The following is an 18458-nucleotide window of genomic DNA, read 5'->3' on the forward strand; positions in this document are numbered from 1 at the left end:
TAAATGTAAAAGCTAAACTTGCTCTAGAACATACCCCGTAGGCTTAACACCAAAAAACGCCTTTATCTGTTCAACAAGCAAGTAGTTAACCGGCACTAAAATCAAGGTAATAAATGTCGCGAACAATATACCAAAACCAAGAGAAACAGCCATTGGAATAAGGAATTGTGCTTGAGTTGATTGCTCAAAAAGTAACGGCATTAAACCAATAAAGGTGGTTAAGCTAGTTAACATCACAGGACGAAAACGTGAAGCGCCCGCGGTAAGTACTGCTTCCATAAGCTTAATACCTTCGGCTCTTTTTTTATTGATAAAATCAACTAATACCAAGGAGTCATTCACCACCACACCAATTAATGCCAGCATGCCCAATAAGCTCATAATCGTTAATTCCATGCCCATGATCCAGTGACCTATAACAGCACCTATCATACCAAAAGGAATAACGCTCATTACAATAATAGGTTGTAGATAAGACTTAAATGGAATGGCCAGCAAAGCATAAATAATAAAGAAAACAAAAACTAATGCCCAAGCTAACGATCCAAATGATTCACGTTGCTCTTTAGCTTCACCTTCGAGCGAATGACTGACACCAGGATATTGTAAAAGAAGCTCATCCAAGTAAGTTTTTAAATCGGCCTGTAATATTGTCATATTGGTGTTTTCTTTATCGACATCAGCGCTGACATTTGCCGTTCTATAACGATCGATTCTAGAGATGGTTGATGGACTTTTCCCTGGAATTAAGCGAGCAACATGCGCCAAAGGCACTGAACCACCATTGGGAGTTCCAATAAGAATATTTTCTAAATCAGCAGTCGTGCGACGCTCACTCAAAGGTAAGCGTACCATTACCCGAACATCGTCTCTACCCCTTTGAATACGCTGAACTTGTGAGCCAAAGAACGAGCGGCGTACTTCATTAGATATACTTACTCTGGTTAACCCTAGCGCTTTGCCTTGCTCAGTTAATTCGATTTGTAGCTCTTCTTTTCCGTCAGACAAACTATCTTCTATGTCAAAAACGGTTGGGTAAGTAGCTAAGCGTATTTTTACCTTATCGGTAATTTCTTTAAGCGAGTCCAAAGAGCTTGCTTTTAGCTGTACTTGAATAGGGTCTGATGACCGACCTATTTCGGCTCTAAAGGTCATACTTTCAGCGCCAGGAATTGGCCCAATAAGCTCCCGCCATTCGCGAACTAACTGTGTTGAACCAATTGATAAGCTTCTAGACTCTGGCGGCGTTATTTCAAAACGAACACTGCCTTGATTGGTTGTGCCACCTCTGCCACCCGTTGTCGCCAAAATATTAATAATGATACTTTCATTCGTCGCCTCATCAATATATTTCTCACGTAACTCTTCCGCTTTCTCTGTCATTTTTAAGATATGTTTATTCGTTACCTCAAATGGTGAGCCTGCTGGTAAGGTTAATGAAGCTCTTACCGTCTCACTGGGTATTCTTGGAAAGAAGATAAATTTAGTCCAGCCACTCATGACCAAGGTAATGATAATTAAGAAAACACCAACAAAACCAAAAAATGTCGCTGTTTTAAAATTAATGGCTTTTTTTAATAAAGGCTGATAATAACGTAAAATTGTGTTTTCAAAGCCATCCGCAAAGCGTTGTTGTAATTGGCTAAATTTAGATGTTTTTGTTTTTTGACTACGGAGTTTTAAATGCTTTAAATGTGACGGTAAAACAAACTTTGACTCGATTAGAGAAAACAATAAAACAGGAATAACAATGACCGGAATTTGTGCGAACAATGCCCCTCGCGCACCTTCAATAAATGCCAGAGGTAAAAAAGCGGCAATAGTGGTTAATACACCAAAAGTAACTGGTGTAGCCACTTCTTCAGTACCTCTTATGGCTGCCTCTTCCCCTGACTTAGCTGTTTTTAAATGGGTATAAATATTTTCTCCGGTGACAATGGCGTCATCCACGACAATACCGAGTACTAAAATAAAGCCAAATAGGCTCATAACGTTAAGGGTTATGCCAAAAAAAGGCATTGCTATAAAAGCTCCCATAAATGAAATAGGAATGCCAATAAAAACCCAGAAGGCGATCGACGGGCGTAAAAATAAGCTCAGTAGTGCTAAGACTAAAATACCACCTTGCAACGCACTTGTTGTTAACGTTGCAATACGATTTTTTACAATTTGAGAGTCGTCATCCCAATAACTTAACTCAACACCTACCGGCACATTTCCTTGTTGTTCATCAATATAGTTTTTTACTGCATCGGCAACGTCAATGGCACTTTGTGGACCAATACGATAGATGTCGATAAAGGCGGCTTGCTTACCGTTAAAGCGGGTTCTTACCGGTGTTTCTTCAAAAGCATCTGTGATCAACGCAATATCAGACAAACGTAAAATAGAACCATCAGTGTGAGTCTTTATCGCGATGTCAGAAAACTCATTTTTACGATAAGCTTGCCCCTTTGACAATAATAAAACATCCCCTCCTTCGGTTCTTAGATTGCCCGCAGAAACATCGGTACTAGAATTATTTATCGCGGCTGACACTTGGGAGATAGTTAAGTTATATTGTTGTAATTTATCTTGAGGTATTTCAATAGAAACTTCGTAGTTACGAACACCACTAAGCTCTGCCTGAGTAATTTCAGATATTTTTAACAACTCATCGCGTACTTTCTCTGCATACTCGCGCGTTTCTTTTTCACCATAAATACTGGCGACACTAACCGAGATAACTTCTCTTTTTCGAGTCGCTAACGACACTACAGGTTTTTCAGCATCTGATGGAAAAGTATTGATAGAGTCGACACGACTTTTAATATCAGCCAAAACTTCTCGTGCATCGTAGCCACTTTCAACTTCGATGTTAACCGCTGAAGAGCCTTCAGATGAACGACTAGCAATTTGCTTAATACCTTCTAGGTCTTGTATCGCCTCTTCTATGCGAATAGAAATACTTTTTTCAACATCTTCTGGCGTAGCACCACGTAACGAGACATTCACATTGATACGATCAGAGGCAAATGAGGGGAAAACCTCAACCGGTATCCGTACAGAGAGACTAAATAAACCTAAAATTAAAATAGTAATTAATAACAGATTCGCAGCTACGTGATTTCGAGCAAACCAGGCGATCATTGTGCTTCACCCTTTGATCTTTTAGTGCCTTCAAGTTTTGCCTTATTCTGACGAGCTTTTGGGTTATTTTGTCTTGCTTTACTCGGGATATTTCCTTCAATGGCTACGGGAGTTCCAGAGCTCACTTGTCCTAAAGAAGTTAGCACAAGTTCATCACCGGCAACGAGCCCAGACTCAACAATTGACTCTTTACCGTTTTGCCACCCTAGTAAAACCTCTTTACGAATTAACAAGCCATTTTCGACTGTGTAGACATAGCTTCCCTGATAAATAACATTGCTGGGAATAACCAAAACATTGCTTAGTTCTTTCCCTGTTATCTGGGCAGTAACATATTGACCTATTTTTATCGGTGATCCCAAAGAGGTTGTTGCATCATAGGGGCGATTAATTTGTGCTACAACATAGAGCTGCTGAGACTGTTCATCGATAGCACTTTCGGTGCGAATTATTTTTCCATTCCATGATTGATGGCCAATTAAATCAGAGCTTATTTTTACATCGTCCTTATTACCCTGTTCACCAATATCTCGATATACTTCAGGTAAGTTAATCAAGGAAAGATCTTTATTATTAATCGGTAAGCGAATTTCTACATAATCAACTGCAAAAATGGTGGCAAGTTGACTGTTACTGGTAACAACTTGACCAATATCAACTTGTTTTTTCAAAATGCGTCCCGCATAAGGTGCCACTATTTGGGTGCGTTCTAATGATAACTTAGCTTTATCTAATTGCGCTTGTGCAGAAAGTACTTTTGCTTTTGCTGACTCAAGTTGCGGCTGACGTAATACTAAAACACCGGCTACTTTACCATTTCCCAACCGCTGCCAGTCAGCTTCTGCTTGTTGAACTCTTGCTTGTTCTTCAAGTAATACTTGGTTGGCAGATAAAAGATTTGCTTGTGATACTTTGACTTCTGACCGGTAATCTCGATCATCAAGTTGTACTAAAACATCACCTTTTTCAAAAAACCCACCGTCACGAAATTGACCACTAACTTGAGTAATTTGGCCAGCAACCTGCGCAAAAAGTATGCTTTGTGTACGAGGTTTTACCGTACCAAAACTTTCCACCATAACTTGATAACGTTGCGGCGCTAATATCTTTGTTGCTACTGTCATCTGGGGCGCTTTTGAGGGTTTAGCCCTTTTCGATTGTGGCGGGTTACTATAAATCAAAGCGACTAATGATAATGTAACGCCAATAATAACAGCTAGGATGATCAATTTTTTTAGCGTGCTTGGTTTTTGTGTTATTTCTGTATGTAAACTTGGTTGTGAAGACATTATTATTCAGCCTTTGGATTAATAGTTGTGGCAGTTTTCTCAGGCACAGTAAAGTCGCCACCGAGTGCTAAATGTAGTTGTATGCGATTGGCAATCAAGCGATTTTTAAGCTTTATCAAGGTACTTTGTGCATCAAACGATCGTGATTGAGCATCAAGCACCGTAGTATAATTAACCAAACCACTTTGATATTGTTCAAAAGAAAGTGTCGCGGCAACTTTGGCATTTTCTTGTGCAGCTAACATACTTTTATAGCTATTTTTTAAACTTTTTTCTTGGGTCACCGCATTCTCAACCTCAGTAAATGCATTATATAAGTGCTCAAGATATTGCTGTTCGTTTTGTTTCAACGCTAACCGTGCTTGCTCTTCATTAGCAGCCAAACGACCAGCATTAAATAGTGGTGCAGAAATATTTCCAAACAATGACCATGCTAACGATGATCCTGATAGCAAGTCATCTATATCAATGCCGCTGTCTCCTACCGACGCTGTTAAACTTAGGCTTGGAAAACGTTGTTTGTGTGCATAAGCGAGGCCAGCATCTTTAGCAAGTAATAAATACCAACTAGACTTTAACTCAGGTTTTCTGCTAATAAGCTCCGATGGCAATCCTAAGGGAATATCAGAGGTTAGTAGCGGTAAATCAGCATCAACTAACAATGTTCCTGTGGGATACTCACCAACTAAACGTTCCAACTGTCTAATTAATTGAGTTTTTACTGTTTTTTGTTCCCAAACACGAGTTAATTCATTGTTTAGCTCATTACGTGTTAGGTAAACATCAAGTGCTTCACTTAAGCCACTGTTATAGCCTGATTCAATAATGTCTAAATTTTGTTGGGAGTTTTTTACACGACCTTGATAAAGTGACAGTAGCTTTTCTGCCTCAACAACCGCGAACCACGTAGTGACAACATCAACCACTAATTGCTGTTTACTTTGCTCAAAATTCGACTGTTCAGCCATAAACGTTAAGTTAGCTTGTTGGTCAGCTGAAGATAGTTTCCCCCATAAATCAAGTTCGTAAGTTAAATTCAAATTAACTGAGCTTGAATTAGTGTAAGTATCAGAGTCATTGTATTTATTTCGACCCGAACGCAAAGACAAATCAAGCGATGGCCAAAGTGTACTGCCAGAAATGATCAGTTGTTGCTTTTGAATTTCAACATTATACGCTTGAATTTTTAATTGGTGATTTGATGCTAGTGCTGTTCTCACTAATTGTTGAACTTGAGGACTATCAAGCTGTTCTAGCCAGTTATTTTCAACCTGCAAATTCTGTTCACTTTGTTGCCAAGTCGCAGGTAAGTTAATATTTCTAATATTTTTATCAAGCTCAGATGTACTCGAGCAAGCCAACAACAGGGTTGTTGCTAGAACAGTTATAACACTGTGTTTGATCTGTATTCGAAAACGGTTTTCCATAAAAGATGAAACCACTTATAGTATTTTTAATGCTTTAATTGTAATCAGTATTAATGAAAAGCTGTAATGACTTTACAAAAGTTTACTTTCAAAAAATTTACTGCGATGAATAACCTGAATAAAACGGTGAGTGGTGATAGTTTTCAATTTGGGTGATTAAACCCATAACTAAGTAAGCGTCAAGAATACGCTTGGCTCAGTAAAAAACAGTTAAGATGATTAACGAAGGGAATATGACAAAGGTACTTTCATCATTAGCCTCAAATACCTATGTACTCCCTTAAGTTAGAACAAAAAAAAGCCCACAATTGCTTGTGGGCTTTTTCGTCTCAATAAAGAGAAATATGGTGCCTTGACCCGGAATCGAACCAGGGACACGAGGATTTTCAATCCTCTGCTCTACCGACTGAGCTATCAAGGCAGTTTGAAATTCTAAAGAACATCAAAGAGGCGTTATAATATAGGGTAATAGTGGTTCAGGCAAGCATTACCTAATCACTTTTTAATTATATAGTGGTTACCACTGAAAGTTTACAAATTCAGGAGTTTAAATAAAAAAAACCAACATCAATGTTGGTTTTTTAAAAGTAAATTTTCTAAGTGTGCCTAGGTGAAAATTGCCACCATTCCCCAGAAGAAAATGATAGATAAACCTGCACCAACCGGTAAGGTAACAACCCAAGAAACAACAATATTACGCACAACCGTTAAGTTAATTGCAGCAATACCACGAGCCATACCTACACCTAACACAGCGCCTACTAACGTTTGTGTGGTTGAGATAGGTAAACCTGTTCCTGAAGCGATAACAACTGTACATGCTGCTGCTAATTCAGCTGCAAAACCACGGCTTGGCGTTAAATGTGTAATGCCATTACCTATGGTTGCAATAACTCTGTGACCAAATAATGCAAGACCAGCAACAATACCAAAACCACCTAGTGGTAAAATCCACCATGCGATAGCTGATTTAGCTGCAATTTGACCGTCATTACCAACAATACTGACTACCGCAGCTAGTGGACCAATCGCATTAGCAACATCGTTTGAACCATGAGCAAATGCCATTGCACAGGCAGTAACGATCATTAATACCGCAAATACTTTTTCTACGTTGGCATAATGTGTTTTCTTCGCAGCACTTTCATCAAATTCTAAACGGTTTATGAATATTTTACCTATAAGAGCTACAATAACTGCGGCAATAATCGCATATACATAACCTTCAACAGAGCCGATGTCTAAGCCTAAATGCTTCAAACCTTTCTTAATAGTGACTAAAGCAAGTACGAAGCCCGCTAAAAACATGTAAAAAGGTACCCAACGTTTAGCTTGAATTAATGGGTTATCCGTATCAAAAATTAATTTTTGTGCACTGTTAAAAATAATAAATGCAATAATACCTGAGATAAGTGGCGTAATTATCCAGCTACCTACGATACCGATAACCTTAGCCCATTCAACAGCATCAACACTAACACCAACGGCAGCAAAACCAACAATGGCGCCAACAATTGAGTGTGTTGTAGATACAGGCCAACCTAAAATAGAAGCAATAAGTAACCAAGTAGCAGCAGCAAATAATGCTGAAATCATACCAAAAACAAGTAATTCCGGACTATCAACAAAGTAAGAAGCATCAATAATACCCTTACGAATAGTTGAAGTAACTTCACCACCCGCTAAATATGCACCAGCAAATTCAAAAATCATCGCGATGATAATAGCTTGTTTAATCGTTAGCGCTTTAGAGCCAACTGATGTACCCATTGCGTTAGCCACATCGTTTGCACCAATGCCCCACGCCATAAAGAAACCAACAACGCCGGCAATAATGACCAACATAGGGCCATGTGTTAATAATATATCCATGAATAAGCCTTATTTTCTAGCCAGTAAAATTTCTAAACGAGCACCAACACGTTCGGCTAAATCGGCTAAATCACCTATCCATTCAATAATTTGATATAAAAACATTACATCAATAGGATTTAAGTCATTCTCAATCGCCAATAAGTCGCTACGCAATTTAATTTGCATGCCGTCTGTATCATCTTCTATTTCATCTAATTGGTTAATCATCTTCTCAACCAATGCTACTTCTCGACCACGAAAACCTGTTTCTAATAAGTCGTCTAATTCATTAATCGCGTCAGCTGCTTTTTCTGCGGCTTCAATATTTCGAGCAACATACGCCACAAAAGAATCTTGTAGTGTTTCTGGTATTATCAGTTTGCGTCCTAAAATACGTCCGGCAATATCTTTTGCTTTATTAGCAATTTTGTCTTGTTGTGAAAGTAACTCTAACAAATCAGCACGATCAACAGGCATAAATAAGCCACCCGGAAGTTCAAGGCGTATTTCGCGTTTTAATTTGTCTGCGTCGCGTTCATATTTTGAGATTTTACTGCGAAGTTTCCCTGCTTTTGACCAATCTTGTTCAGCACAAGCAGCAAAGAAAGGAGTTAGTTGATTACAACACTTAGTGACCAATCGAATGTGTTTTTCTAATGGTTTAATAGGTGATTTTGCAAAGACACCTAGTATTGAATTTCTAGCCATAATTTATTCCCAGAGCCAAATTGCTCTTTGTTATTATTCGTCGCGGATATTAACCCATTTAACACGATCTTCAAGCGTTTTATCACGATCACCTGACAATTCCTGTGCTTTTAACTAGATATAGCTATGATTTGTCGAAACATAACAGGTATATAGAAAGTTATTTAAACGTAGCGGCTTTTTCCAAATTTACAAAGATTTAATATCTTCAGCTGTTGTGTGGCGAACATCTTTTCCTTTGACAAAATAGATAATGTATTCGCAAATATTTTGACAACGGTCACCAATACGTTCTAAAGCACGAGCTGACCAGATAACACTCATTATTTGTGGGATAGAACGCGGATCTTCCATCATGTAAGTCATTAATTGGCGCATTAGCGCCTCGTATTCACGATCAATCTTCTCGTCATTGCCATGAGTTAAAACAGCTGAGTCGACATCCATACGTGTAAAAGCATCAAGAGTTGCTTGTAAAAATTCTAAAACCTTACGACCTAAATTATCTAAATTAAGTAATAGCGCTTTTTGCTCTCCAGAGAAGTTTTCGAGTGCTACCCGAGCAATTTTCTGTGCTTCGTCGCCGATACGCTCTAAATCAGCAATTGTTTTTACAATAGCCATAATTAAACGTAAATCGCCAGCAGCTGGCTGACGCTTTGCTATGATGCGTGTACATTCATCGTCAATACTGACTTCTAAGGCATTAATTTTATAATCGTTCGCTAGCACATTTTTTGCCAATACTTCATCCGCATCATAAACAGCCGTGAGTGAATCGCTTAATTGTTTTTCAACCAAACCACCCATATGCATGACATGGTTGATGACGTTTTCTAAATCTTCGTTAAATTGGCCTGATATATGACGACCAAGATTGATGTTATCCATTGTTTTTCCTTGTTATTCTATATTAAAAGTAGAATATTAATCGTCTTTATTAACCGTAACGGCCAGTAATATAATCTTCAGTTTTCTTTTTTGCCGGCGTGGTAAACAGCGTATTGGTATCGCTGTATTCAATTAAGTCACCCATGTACATAAATGCTGTTTGATCTGAAACACGTGCGGCTTGTTGCATATTATGGGTAACAATGACCACAGTAAACTGCTTTTTTAAGTCATTAATCAATTCTTCAATCGTCAATGTTGAAATAGGGTCAAGTGCCGAAGTAGGTTCGTCAAGCAATAAAACTTCTGGCTTAATCGCAATGGCGCGAGCGATCACTAAACGTTGCTGTTGACCGCCAGAAAGTCCCAGTGCACTATCGTGCAAACGGTCTTTTACTTCATTCCACAATGCCGCACTTCGCAGCGCAACTTCTGCGGCTTCATCCAATACACGGCGATTATTTTCGCCCATAATACGTAAGCCATAGACAACATTTTCATAAATGCTTTTAGGAAATGGATTAGGTCGTTGAAAAACCATACCTACTTGACGACGCAGCGCTGCAACATCAACATGTTTTCCATAAATATTTTCGCCATGAAGATTAATTTCACCTTCAATCTTACATATATCAACCAAGTCGTTCATACGGTTAATACAACGTAACAACGTAGATTTACCACAACCACTAGGACCAATAAACGCGGTAACTTGTCCTTTAGGAATAGACATGCTGATATTTTGTAGTGCTTGTTTGTCACCATAGTATAGGTTTAAATTTTTAATTTCTAACGCCACTTGTTCTGGCGATAAGTTGTTAAGATCAAGTTTAACTTTTGGATCTAATGTTCTTGGGCTGACTGAAATCATAGTTTTCTCTTTCAATGCTTAAATTTTGTTCGTGACTGTTAAAACTTTTTTACTTTATGTTTTAAACCCTTCTTATTTCGATCTATTTAACTAAAATAAGAAGGGTATTCTTCAATAAAATTAATGCTCTAACATGCGATATTTTTCTCTTAAACGGTTACGTATGGTAACCGCTGTCATATTCAGTGAGACAATAATTGTCACTAATAAAAATGCGGTTGCAAAAACTAATGGTCTTGCCGCTTCAACATTAGGGCTTTGGAAGCCTACATCATAAATATGAAAACCTAAATGCATAAACTTACGGTCTAAATGTAAATATGGGAAGTTACCATCAAGCGGTAAATTTGGCGCCATTTTTACAACACCAACTAACATCAGTGGTGCAACTTCGCCGGCCGCACGAGCAATCGCTAAAATGATACCCGTCATAATTGCTGGACTAGCAATTGGTAGAATAATACGCCATAACGTTTCTGCTTTGGTTGCACCTAACGCTAAAGAACCGTGACGCATAGCTGAAGGAATGCGTGATAGACCTTCTTCGGTTGAAACAATAACAACCGGTAATGTTAGTATCGCTAGAGTAATAGCAGACCACATAACACCTGGCGTACCAAAAGTTGGACTAGGCAGTGTCTCGGCATAAAACAGTTGATCTAAACTACCACCCACCATGTAAACAAAGAAACCTAAGCCGAACACCCCATAAACGATTGACGGTACACCTGCTAAGTTAATAACGGCGATACGAAGTAGTTTAGTCAAGGCATTTTTACCCGCATATTCATGTAAGTAAATAGCGGCTATAACACCCATAGGAGAAACAATGACTGTCATCAATAAAACCATTAAAACAGTACCAAATATTGCAGGAAAAACGCCCCCTTCGGTATTTGCTTCTCGAGGATCATCAATCAAGAAACTGCCTATTTGCTGAATAAATACCGCAGCTCGGCCAAAAACAGACAGTTTATTGTTATAAGTAACTTTGAGTATTTCTTCAAAATTTATCTCAATAACCTCTCCGCCCATAGCGCGTACCACAAGTTGATCACGAGATACTTTGTCACGGATAGCCATTAACTGTTTTTCTAGTACTTGGTAATCAGCGTTATAACGAGCAACTTCTGCATCAATTTCTTGTTCGCGCTCAACGGTTAAGGTCTCATCAAGTTTATGTTTACGCTTTTTCAGCCGTAAGCGTTCTATTTGATAATTGATGGCGCCGATATCAACTTTTTGTAATTCGTCCATTTCGTCTTGAAAGTTATCAACACGTTCCAGCAACTCAGCCATTTTGTCTAGGCCTTCAGGCTGACCATCTAAGATAATCCCTTCAATGAAGCCATAAAAATTACCGTTGGTGCGACGTTCAACCACCACAACATCTTCAGGCATGGTGGTTTTGTTAATAAGCGGCATTAACAACCAGCGAAAATCTAGATTAACTAATTCACGGTTACCCGTTTTCACTAAAATTCGCTCAATGGTTTCTTTAGTAGGATCTAAACCTAAATTTAAATGCGATAACTGCTTGCTTGGCAGGCTTTCACGATCGTATATCTCACCAATAACGGTAACTGCTTGGCCTTTTTCATTAACCGTCTCAAATTGATAAATGTCTGCAGGCCAAAAGTAGGATAAACCACGTGAAGCAATTAACCACAATAAACCTAGAACTGAAATTAAACTGATACTTACTCCGCCAGCAGACAACCACACCCACGGAGAACCAGATTTAAACCAACTATTCATAAACTCAGTTCCTTAACTATAACGAGCTGTATTTTTCACGTAAGCGCTGACGTATCAGCTCAGCAAACGTGTTAAAAATAAAGGTGAAAACAAATAAAACAAAAGCAGCTAAAAATAGAATTCGATAATGCGAACTCCCTACCTCGGATTCTGGCATTTCTACAGCAATATTTGCTGCTAAGGTACGCATACCTTGGAAGATACTCCAATCTAAAATTGGGGTATTACCCGTAGCCATCAGCACTATCATGGTTTCGCCTACTGCACGGCCTAAGCCCATCATCACTGCAGAAAAAATACCTGGACTAGCGGTTAACAAAACAACTTTCGCAAGCGTTTGCCATTGTGTAGCACCCAAAGCGAGTGAACCACTGGTTAAATGTTTAGGTACACTAAATATTGCATCTTCTGCCATAGAAAAAATGGTCGGTATAACAGCAAATCCCATCGCTAAACCGACCACTAATGAATTACGTTGGTCAAAGTCAATACCGAGGTCGTTAGTAATATACTGACGAACATCGCCACCAAAAAACAAGGTTTCAAAGAAAGGGGATAACAAAAATGCACTACCACCGGCAATTAACAAGACAGGAACAAGTATGATCGGTGCCCATGTTTCAGGAATAGTGTTTTTCATATCTTTAGGCAATTTATGCCAAGCAAATGCAGTTACAAAGACTGAAAGCGGTAACATAATTAATAGCATTGCGATTGCTGGCAAATAATTTTCAATTATTGGCGCTAACCATAAACCCGCCAAGAACCCTAAGATAACTGTTGGCAATGCTTCCATTAACTCAATTGTTGGCTTAACTTTTCGGCGCATACCAGGGGTCATAAAGTAAGCGGTGTAAATCGCAGCACTTAACGCAATAGGCACAGCAAATAACATCGCGTACATGGCCGCTTTCATAGTACCAAATGAAATGGGTACTAAAGAAAACTTACCTTCGAAATCATCTGAACCGGAAGTTGACTGCCAAATATACTCTGGCTCTGGGTAACCTTCGTACCAAACTTCTTCCCACAAAGCACTCCAAGTAACTTCGGGATGTTCATTTTCAACGCTGAATATTTTCAGCTGGTTTTCGTCAATCACGACTAAACCATCAGCACGAGGAGAAATTGCAAATACGCTAGGTTCGGTAGTTGTTAGTTGACCACGCCATAAATCAGCTTCACTGGTGGTGTAGAAAACCCCCATATTTCCTGAGGTCGTTAAAGTATAGAAACTTTTACGAAATTGTTCGGTATGAATTTGAGTAACGGCTTCGGTATCACTAACGTTAAAGCTACGAACATTTTTAAATTGACGACCATCGTCAGTAGCTACTTCAAACCATTGTGTAACTTTACCCGCACTGCTACCTAGTAAGATTGAGCTACTACCAGAAAGTAATGCCATTGCAGTAACATGATGGGGTTTATTCCTGGTTTGTTCTAAAGAGGGAATAATTGTGGCTTTAAGTTCAACGTCATCTTCATCGGTAAGATCAAAAACAAAGACTTGATCATCACTACGAACAAAAGCTAAGCCCATATCAGGAGTCACTAAGATTTCGTTAACATGATCAACAGGAAAATCAATTTCTTGATAAATAGTTTCGTAAGCGCTGTCGTAAGTAAAGTCATCTTCTGCAATTAAGCTGGTCTTAATTAAACGCTGGTCTTGCGTAAACGCAACAAAAACCGCTTTTTCATCATTCATACCAAATGAAAGTTCAGTAAGAACTTCGCCACTTTCGTCAACGGCTATCGACTCTTCTCCTAACGGATAGGCAACACTAGGAATAATTTCTCGTGTACCCGAATCAAAATTAGAAAAGAATTTAGCGGCAATAAGCTGCATGTTGCCGTCACTATCAATGAGTAGTTTCTTTTCTACGCCAGAATTAACAACATTAATTAAGGTTTTATCATCACTCAATAAGTTTTCACTGAGTACTAATGTACCTTTTTCATGAGCAGCACTTTTGACAAGCTGATAAAAGTTAATATCACCTTGCTGAGTAATTTGAAAAGCGATTTCTTTTAGTTCATCAACACCCACAGATAACGTGGGTGCCGTGGTACTGATTTCAAATTGACCAACAGGCTCTATTGTTGCCGACTCAAAAATAGGTTTTATCACATAGAGTAAATATAAAAAGATCAGTACCAGTGTAAATAAAACACTTATACCGCCTACTGTTATTAACCATTGTGCTAATGTATTTTTCAACTGACGTGGGCCAGTCGATTTTAATGCAATTGCCACTTAAACACCTTCAATTATGGAGACTTTAGTACGATATGAATTATAAGACAGTTGTATTACACTTTTGTGACAGCCAACAATTAGTTTTATATAAATCACTAAAGAGCTAGTTTTGACTAAAAGATGATTGTTAACTAGCAAAGTTTTGTTTATCGTGACGAACAAACAAAAATCAAATATTAGGAGAGAATGATGAGCTTAAGTAAAATTATGTCGACAGACTTAATTACTTTAGAACTTGACGATGATTTAAGTAAAGCAAAAGCAATATTTGACCTACACAGCATTCACCACATTTTGATACTTTGTGATAAACAACTTGTCGGGGTGGTGACCGATAGAGATATATACAAGCATTTAAGTCCAACAATTGGCACTAAAAACGAAACACCCCGTGACCATTCAATGTTACAAAAGAAGCTACACCTCATTATGAAAAGAGACCTGACAACAGCCAAAGAAGAAGTCAGTTTGAATGACGCTGTATTAATGTTTCATGATAACCACCTTTCATGTCTGCCGATTGTAAATGATGAAATGCAACCTATTGGCATTATCAGTTGGCGTGATATTTTAAAAGTTATTGCACGACAATACCGTAATAAGTTAGCCGCTAATAAATAACGACTGACGGTGATGATAAAACGGCTTATGCTTTATTTCAGTTTAGCGCTTTAACTGAAGAAACAATTTTAGTGCTGTGCATTAACGTTAATTATCTTTAAAATAGTTATTTATCTTCACAATATTTGATGGGTTATGCTTTAACAAAGGAATAAGTATGTACTTTACTATCACCCCTTCTCCTTATGGCGATATCGCATTAACCGCTAATGACCAAGGGTTAACGGCGCTTGCTTTTCAAGATAGCGCTTTACCGCTGATTATTGATGAAAGTTACACAGAGAACACTACTCATTTTACCCCGGTGGTTCAGCAGCTTGCAGAATATTTTTCTGGTCATCGTACTGTCTTCGACTTGGCACTTGCACCACAAGGTACACCGTTTCAGCAAAAAGTATGGCAAGCATTGCTGACTGTCAAACAAGGTGAGACCAAAAGCTATTTATGGATAGCAAAAAAAATTAATAATGAAAAGGCCGTAAGAGCAGTTGGCGCAGCAAACGGAAAAAACCCGATCGCTTTAATTATCCCTTGCCATCGTGTTATAGGCGCCAATGGAAAATTAACAGGTTATGCTGGTGGTTTAGCTTTAAAAGCAAAGTTACTGATGCATGAACAAGCCCAGTTCAGCGTTTAATTGCTATATTGCTTAACAAAAGTGCAAAGTGACTCATCGATAAAAAGCAACAATATAGCGTTTAATTAACCTAACATAGAGTTAAGAGGGCTAGCGGCTTAATTTTTGTAAATACCCGAGTTATAAAATAAAAATAAGCTTTAGCCAAATTCAATTTGACTGATAAGATGCCCACAGTATTTTTATAGAATAAATCAGTTATGAGTATAGATATTTTATTTGTTTTTGCTGTTGCCGTAATATTGTGGATGGCATGGTTATTAGTTAAAGCAAAACGTTTCACTAAATTTAAGCTACAGATAGAAAAAGAGTTAAAGCCAAAAGTCATTGCTAATATTTTAGCTGAATTAGAAGAAAGTAGAAGTGAAATTTTTCCAAATAACGAAATTCATCAACAGGCAACGATTTATTATTGGTCGCAGTATAAAGTGCGAATTTTGCAAGCCGCCTTGCAACGAGAAATCATTAGTACGCAGTGGTTAAAAGACACCGGCAACTTACGTAATAGCCAGCATCTTTTTCACGTTGAACAAGAGTACTTAAATTAATTGTTCATTCTAGATTAATCTTGGCGTTTAAATTGAATATCCCAAACGCCATGGCCTAAGTTATGACCACGGTTTTCAAATTTCGTTAATGGCCGAGAATCAGGACGTGGCACAAAGTCACCATCGGTGGCTAAGTTTTTATAGCCCGGCGCTGAGTTCATATCTTCAATCATGCATTCTGCGTAATTTTCCCAGTCAGTAGCCATATGAAAAACACCACCCACCTTTAGCTTTTGACGAATAGTTTCGACAAATTCTAACGATACAATTCGACGTTTATGATGCTTCTTTTTATGCCAAGGATCAGGAAAAAACAATTGCACGGTCGTTAATGAACCATTAGGGATACAGTCAGCAAGCACTTCTATCGCATCGTGTTCAAAAACCTTTAAATTATGAACGCCTTCTTCATCTGCTAATGAAATACAAGCGCCAACACCCGGACGATGCACTTCAACACCAACAAAATTTAGTTCTGGGGCATTTTTTGCCATTTCGACTAAAGATTTACCCATGCCAAAACCAATTTCTAAGATAATAGGATTGCTGTTATTAAATAAGTGAGCAAAATCAATCATTCCATCAAGGTGGTTTAAGCCCATTGTTGGCCAAAATTGCTCCAATGCATTCGCTTGTCCTTTTGTTAATCGCCCTTCGCGCTTAACAAAACTACGTACTTTGCGAATATATTTGCCTTCTTTTTCAGCTTCTTCAATGCTTTTGTGGGTGTTTTCAGTTTTTTCTACCATATATTTCTTCAATATAATCCAAGTTTTATTCTAAATAAATGCGCTTTAAACAAAGCAGCCAAAATTTTCAGAGTCTGCACTTATTGTACATAAGTAATGGCACTGAAAAATGCTGACAATGCCGGGTAAAGTTCATTTATGATGAATAAAGTTATTCAGCCCACCAAACATCGTAAAGTTCACTAACAGCTACTGCTGTAGCGCCATTTTCATTCAACCAAGATTCTACAGCGGTACGATGTTCATCGGTACACTTACCGATATTTTGAGTACAAACGATACCATGCCATAAAACATCGCCTTCACCGCCAAAACCTAAACCATTAGGTTGAATAACTTCATTAAAAAAGTTATTCAAAAAAGTATCAACCGTATCATTGTCTGTACCGTCAGCTAATTTAAAAGCGACGTCAAAACCTAATTCTTGGTATTCATCAACACGTAATTTTTTACGTAAACGGCGGTTACGGTTTTTAGCATTTAATTTCATTTTAATTCCTTAAATCTTAGCAAGTATATTTCGAGTGATAATCTCGAGATTAATATGGACGAGAGCATAATGGCATTATAAATTTTTGCAATAAAAAATGCACATTTATTCGTGCCCGTTTATTAGGTAAACTAAGTCGCTATGACAAATAAAACTCAAATAACACCGAAATCAGCACAGTTTTTTGCCACGCAAACACTCGACTGGTATCAAGCCCAAGGCAGAAAGCACTTACCTTGGCAGCACAATAAAACCCCATACCGTGTATGGATCTCTGAAATAATGCTGCAACAAACACAGGTAGCAACGGTTATTCCGTACTATCATCGTTTTATGGACAGTTTCCCAACAATTACCGATTTAGCTAATGCCGATGAAGATAACGTTTTACATCACTGGACAGGATTAGGTTATTACGCTCGAGCTCGTAATTTACATAAAACAGCAAAAATAATTACTCAGCAATACCAAGGTACTTTTCCTGAGGACATTGAACAAGTTATTGCTCTACCGGGTATTGGTCGTTCAACGGCTGGTGCAATTTTAAGTTTGGCATTGAATAAGCATCACGCTATTTTAGATGGTAATGTAAAACGGGTATTAGCTCGTTGTTATATGGTTGAAGGCCATAATGGTCAGAGTAAGTATGAAAAATCGTTATGGCCGATTGCTGAGGTATTAACGCCCAAAGAAGGTGTTGCGCAGTTTAACCAAGCGATGATGGATCTAGGCGCACTTATTTGTACTCGCAGTAAACCTAAATGTGAGCTGTGCCCGTTAAGTGACACTTGTTTAGCTTTTTCACTGAATGAACAAAGTAGTTACCCACAAAAAAAACCAAAGAAAACCATCCCAGAAAAACAAACTATTATGGTGATACCTCGTATTAACCAGCAAGTATTATTAGAGAAACGTCCGCCAAGTGGCATATGGGGAGGTTTATGGTGTTTTTTAGAGGTCCAGCACGAAGAAGAGATTGCCGCATTATTAGCGAAGCTCCACTTGAAACAAACGTCCGTTGTACCCTTAGTAAAATTTCGCCATACCTTTAGTCACTTTCATTTAGATATATCGCCAGTAGTGATTGATTGTGAACAATTACCAGCAAAAGAAATCAACGAAAACAACCAACAACAGTGGTACAATTTAGCCACAACTGCATCGGTTGGCTTAGCAGCATCAACTCAAAAATTGATCAGCTTATTAAAGCCATGATATTTATA

The 18458-nt window shown here is 38.2% G+C and carries 15 protein-coding genes and 1 tRNA gene; 4 read left to right on the forward strand and 12 right to left on the reverse strand.

The window, feature by feature from the left end; translation table 11 throughout:
- Positions 1-12 precede the first annotated feature (12 nt).
- The 10 genes from H4J57_RS00985 to H4J57_RS01030 all read right to left on the reverse strand — a co-directional run bounded on the left by H4J57_RS00985 (position 13) and on the right by H4J57_RS01030 (position 14187).
- Positions 13-3129 (reverse strand): efflux RND transporter permease subunit, encoded by a 3117-nt coding sequence (locus H4J57_RS00985; RefSeq protein WP_182213478.1) that lies wholly within the window; start codon positions 3127-3129, stop codon positions 13-15.
- Positions 3126-4418 (reverse strand): efflux RND transporter periplasmic adaptor subunit, encoded by a 1293-nt coding sequence (locus H4J57_RS00990; RefSeq protein ID WP_182213477.1) that lies wholly within the window; start codon positions 4416-4418, stop codon positions 3126-3128. The genes H4J57_RS00985 and H4J57_RS00990 overlap by 4 nt, the downstream gene beginning before the upstream one ends.
- Before the next feature lie 2 nt (positions 4419-4420).
- On the reverse strand, positions 4421-5845 hold the full coding sequence (locus H4J57_RS00995) for a TolC family protein (protein ID WP_182241693.1): 1425 nt from the start codon (positions 5843-5845) through the stop codon (positions 4421-4423).
- 345 nt (positions 5846-6190) lie between these two features.
- A tRNA-Phe gene (locus H4J57_RS01000) sits at positions 6191-6266 on the reverse strand.
- Positions 6267-6451: 185 nt separating this feature from the next.
- Positions 6452-7717: an inorganic phosphate transporter gene (locus tag H4J57_RS01005; protein WP_182202657.1), complete on the reverse strand. Its 1266-nt coding sequence runs from the start codon at positions 7715-7717 to the stop codon at positions 6452-6454.
- 9 nt (positions 7718-7726) lie between these two features.
- A complete protein-coding gene (locus tag H4J57_RS01010) occupies positions 7727-8407 on the reverse strand; it encodes a TIGR00153 family protein (protein ID WP_146799161.1) in 681 nt (226 codons plus the stop codon).
- 189 nt (positions 8408-8596) lie between these two features.
- Positions 8597-9298: a phosphate signaling complex protein PhoU gene (gene phoU, locus H4J57_RS01015; protein WP_182176185.1), complete on the reverse strand. Its 702-nt coding sequence runs from the start codon at positions 9296-9298 to the stop codon at positions 8597-8599.
- A 49-nt stretch (positions 9299-9347) separates the two neighbouring features.
- Positions 9348-10169, reverse strand: a complete 822-nt coding sequence (pstB, locus tag H4J57_RS01020) for a phosphate ABC transporter ATP-binding protein PstB (protein WP_070374673.1) — start codon at positions 10167-10169, stop codon at positions 9348-9350.
- 120 nt (positions 10170-10289) lie between these two features.
- Positions 10290-11927, reverse strand: coding sequence for a phosphate ABC transporter permease PstA (gene pstA, locus H4J57_RS01025; protein WP_182241694.1), 1638 nt, complete (start codon positions 11925-11927; stop codon positions 10290-10292).
- Positions 11928-11943: 16 nt separating this feature from the next.
- Complete coding sequence (locus H4J57_RS01030) at positions 11944-14187, reverse strand: ABC transporter permease subunit (RefSeq protein ID WP_310733690.1); 2244 nt, start codon at positions 14185-14187, stop codon at positions 11944-11946.
- Positions 14188-14379: 192 nt separating this feature from the next.
- Here H4J57_RS01030 and H4J57_RS01035 point away from each other — a divergent pair, with 192 nt between their 5' ends.
- From H4J57_RS01035 to H4J57_RS01045, 3 genes are all read left to right on the forward strand, one after another.
- Positions 14380-14811: a CBS domain-containing protein gene (locus H4J57_RS01035; RefSeq protein WP_182241695.1), complete on the forward strand. Its 432-nt coding sequence runs from the start codon at positions 14380-14382 to the stop codon at positions 14809-14811.
- Between the two features lie 157 nt (positions 14812-14968).
- A complete protein-coding gene (locus H4J57_RS01040) occupies positions 14969-15448 on the forward strand; it encodes a methylated-DNA--[protein]-cysteine S-methyltransferase (RefSeq protein WP_182241696.1) in 480 nt (159 codons plus the stop codon).
- A 200-nt stretch (positions 15449-15648) separates the two neighbouring features.
- Positions 15649-15996 (forward strand): hypothetical protein, encoded by a 348-nt coding sequence (locus H4J57_RS01045; protein WP_220470246.1) that lies wholly within the window; start codon positions 15649-15651, stop codon positions 15994-15996.
- A 14-nt stretch (positions 15997-16010) separates the two neighbouring features.
- Here H4J57_RS01045 and trmB read toward each other — a convergent pair whose 3' ends face one another.
- A complete protein-coding gene (gene trmB / locus H4J57_RS01050) occupies positions 16011-16745 on the reverse strand; it encodes a tRNA (guanosine(46)-N7)-methyltransferase TrmB (protein ID WP_182241697.1) in 735 nt (244 codons plus the stop codon).
- 151 nt (positions 16746-16896) lie between these two features.
- A complete protein-coding gene (locus H4J57_RS01055) occupies positions 16897-17235 on the reverse strand; it encodes a 50S ribosome-binding protein YggL (protein WP_182241698.1) in 339 nt (112 codons plus the stop codon).
- Between the two features lie 141 nt (positions 17236-17376).
- Here H4J57_RS01055 and mutY point away from each other — a divergent pair, with 141 nt between their 5' ends.
- Complete coding sequence (mutY, locus tag H4J57_RS01060) at positions 17377-18450, forward strand: A/G-specific adenine glycosylase (protein WP_182241699.1); 1074 nt, start codon at positions 17377-17379, stop codon at positions 18448-18450.
- The last annotated feature ends 8 nt before the right edge of the window (positions 18451-18458 follow it).

It is taken from the genome of Colwellia sp. BRX8-7, assembly GCF_014077275.1.
Lineage (GTDB): Bacteria > Pseudomonadota > Gammaproteobacteria > Enterobacterales > Alteromonadaceae > Colwellia_A.

Bases quoted from the DNA above. Each gene is read 5' to 3' on its own strand.
- H4J57_RS00985 (WP_182213478.1), bottom strand. From the start codon at position 3,129: ATGATCGCCTGGTTTGCTCGAAATCACGTAGCTGCGAATCTGTTATTA.
- H4J57_RS00990 (WP_182213477.1), bottom strand. From the start codon at position 4,418: ATGTCTTCACAACCAAGTTTACATACAGAAATAACACAAAAACCAAGC.
- H4J57_RS00995 (WP_182241693.1), bottom strand. From the start codon at position 5,845: ATGGAAAACCGTTTTCGAATACAGATCAAACACAGTGTTATAACTGTT.
- H4J57_RS01005 (WP_182202657.1), bottom strand. From the start codon at position 7,717: ATGGATATATTATTAACACATGGCCCTATGTTGGTCATTATTGCCGGC.
- H4J57_RS01010 (WP_146799161.1), bottom strand. From the start codon at position 8,407: ATGGCTAGAAATTCAATACTAGGTGTCTTTGCAAAATCACCTATTAAA.
- phoU (WP_182176185.1), bottom strand. From the start codon at position 9,298: ATGGATAACATCAATCTTGGTCGTCATATATCAGGCCAATTTAACGAA.
- pstB (WP_070374673.1), bottom strand. From the start codon at position 10,169: ATGATTTCAGTCAGCCCAAGAACATTAGATCCAAAAGTTAAACTTGAT.
- pstA (WP_182241694.1), bottom strand. From the start codon at position 11,927: ATGAATAGTTGGTTTAAATCTGGTTCTCCGTGGGTGTGGTTGTCTGCT.
- H4J57_RS01035 (WP_182241695.1), top strand. From the start codon at position 14,380: ATGAGCTTAAGTAAAATTATGTCGACAGACTTAATTACTTTAGAACTT.
- H4J57_RS01040 (WP_182241696.1), top strand. From the start codon at position 14,969: ATGTACTTTACTATCACCCCTTCTCCTTATGGCGATATCGCATTAACC.
- H4J57_RS01045 (WP_220470246.1), top strand. From the start codon at position 15,649: ATGAGTATAGATATTTTATTTGTTTTTGCTGTTGCCGTAATATTGTGG.
- trmB (WP_182241697.1), bottom strand. From the start codon at position 16,745: ATGGTAGAAAAAACTGAAAACACCCACAAAAGCATTGAAGAAGCTGAA.
- H4J57_RS01055 (WP_182241698.1), bottom strand. From the start codon at position 17,235: ATGAAATTAAATGCTAAAAACCGTAACCGCCGTTTACGTAAAAAATTA.
- mutY (WP_182241699.1), top strand. From the start codon at position 17,377: ATGACAAATAAAACTCAAATAACACCGAAATCAGCACAGTTTTTTGCC.